Source organism: Methylobacterium trifolii, from assembly GCF_022179685.1.
Classification (GTDB): domain Bacteria; phylum Pseudomonadota; class Alphaproteobacteria; order Rhizobiales; family Beijerinckiaceae; genus Methylobacterium; species Methylobacterium trifolii.
Genome location: NZ_BPRB01000315.1, coordinates 1 through 2,203, shown reverse-complemented (window position 1 = coordinate 2,203; position 2,203 = coordinate 1). Strand labels below are relative to the sequence as shown.

Here is a 2,203-nt window from a genome sequence, read left to right as displayed (position 1 = left end):
TCTGAGTCAGTGCACTAGACGGGCATGGCAACGCACACAACGAAATTTGACGAGCGATTTACGGTCTTGCTAGAAAGCAAGATTGCTGCAGCCTCAGGTGCCTAAAAGGGATTGTTGAGAATGAGTTTTAAGTCGATCGATGCAGCGCAGTCTTCTTTCTTCCAAGAGGTCAATACGGGTAAATTTCCTGTAACTTCGACCCAGGTGACTGCTGCTGTAAGGTCGCTTCTTGAGCGAGACCCTGAAAGCGATCATGAAATTCAAGTTTATATGTTCACATGCGGTAACATGGAGCAGGTCCTAAACCGAATTATGGGATCAGACGAGTTTTTATGTAAATTAAAGCAAAAAGTACTCACTGAGTATTCTTCAGAAAAAGAAAAAACTGGCCGATTTGACGAAATCATCGCCCAGCATCGGGACGTTTTTTTATGTCCGAGCGATCTCAGCGTGACGGAGCCGAATAAAAGCAAAGTCCTATTGCTAGGTCAATGTTTCTTCAACGACTGGAGAGGCGCCGAAGGAGCCAAGCGGCTCCCCGTCGTGTCGCAGCAATATATCGTCGGCAACCTCGACGACATCCCGGACAGTATCATGCCATCTGCGTATCACTTCGATTTCCAGATCGTCGCGGTACCAATGGCCGCCGCCATACCAGACAGCTATCTCAAGATATCTCCAAACCAGATCCAAGAATTTGAGCGGGAATTTGAGGCAAGTAAGCAACGAATTGCTGTTTTCATTGATGCAATGTTGAGATTCAATATCAAATACGGATTGGAGACTTACGTCTGTAATTTTATTTCCCCATGCGCTGGATTGAACGGGCGTTTTGAAGATCGATACAGCTTGAGTAATATCATCTTTTTTACTGAGGAGCTGAACCGTTTCGTGGGAGGTTATATTAAGAAATTCAAAAATACCTATCTGCTTGACCTAGAAGCAATCTGCTCCGTGCACGGAAAACGATATTCGCGCGACGATTTTCACTCGCTGTCGAACCATGGCGGCACGCTGACTGAGGGTGATGCGCCATTAGACGCTAACCGCCTTGTTAGGCCGCCGCCGGCTACGGTCATGTACAAGTATGACGCTCTCCCGTTCGTTCACGGGGCATGGCAGGAAGTACTTGCTATGCACAGGACCCTTCGGGCAACCGATATCGTGAAGATGGTCGTGATCGATCTGGACGACACGCTTTGGCGGGGCCTTGTTGGTGAGGGTGAGGGTAACATCGCCGGCTGGCCTTCAAGTTTTGCGGAAGCACTCATACATCTAAAGAAGCGAGGAATTATACTGGCTATTATTAAGTAAGAATGATGAAGAATTGGTACTAAAGAACTGGAAGCGTATTCTCGGGGCAACAATCTCCATCGAAGATTTCGCGCTATATCGAATTAATTATCAGCCCAAGGCCATCAACATGGGCGAAATACTGAAGACTGTGAATTTATTATCACGGAATGTGGTCTTTATCGACGACAACCCGGTCGAGCGGGACGCGATGCAGGCGGCCTATCCAGATATAAGGGTCCTTGGAGACCTCCCCTTGTACTTTAAGCGGATTCTCATGTGGAGCGCTGAGACGCAGGTCGCCCAACTAACCAATGAGTCCGTTCTGCGAACAGACATGGTTCAGAGCCAAATCAAACGCGATGAAACTAGCAAAGGCATGACAAGGGATGTGTTCCTGGCCTCGCTTGAGTTGGCAGTAGAGATAGAAGTAATTCGCAGTACCGATCATAAGAAATTTGCCAGAGCTTTTGAGCTGATAAACAAGACTAATCAATTCAATACGACTGGCATCCGTCTGAGCGCCAGTGACGCTCAAAGTCATTTTGACGATGGCGGCCTCTTCTACACTTTTGCGGTTGCAGACCGGCATACGCCCTATGGCCTTGTTGGCGTACTCATGACGAAAAACGCGGATATTTTGCAGTATGTGATGAGCTGCCGGGTCGCTGGTCTTAATGTTGAAGACGGTGTGCTCGCCACTGTTTTGGGCCTCCTACCCGCTGACCGACAAATATGCACCGCGCGGATGATCCACACAGACGCGAACCTGCTCTGCCGCGAAGTCTATCAGAGGGCGGGTTTCAGCAACGAAGGAGAGATATGGACGCGTAATCTGCAAATCGAACTTCCTACGATGCCCAGTCATCTCGCGATTTCCCTAGAGGGAGGCCACTAGCACTACTTTGGC

At 48.7% G+C, this 2,203-nt stretch carries 2 protein-coding genes; both read left to right on the top strand.

Annotation, left to right across the window (positions count from 1 at the left end; translation table 11 throughout):
• Window positions 1-120 precede the first annotated feature (120 nt).
• Window positions 121-1,314, top strand: coding sequence for a hypothetical protein (locus COGEMETH_RS23060; RefSeq protein ID WP_238185018.1), 1,194 nt, complete (start codon window positions 121-123; stop codon window positions 1,312-1,314).
• Between the two features lie 13 nt (window positions 1,315-1,327).
• Window positions 1,328-2,191 carry a hypothetical protein gene (locus COGEMETH_RS23055; protein ID WP_238185017.1) on the top strand — a complete coding sequence of 288 codons (864 nt, stop codon included), beginning with the start codon at window positions 1,328-1,330 and terminating at the stop codon, window positions 2,189-2,191.
• Window positions 2,192-2,203: the final 12 nt, after the last annotated feature.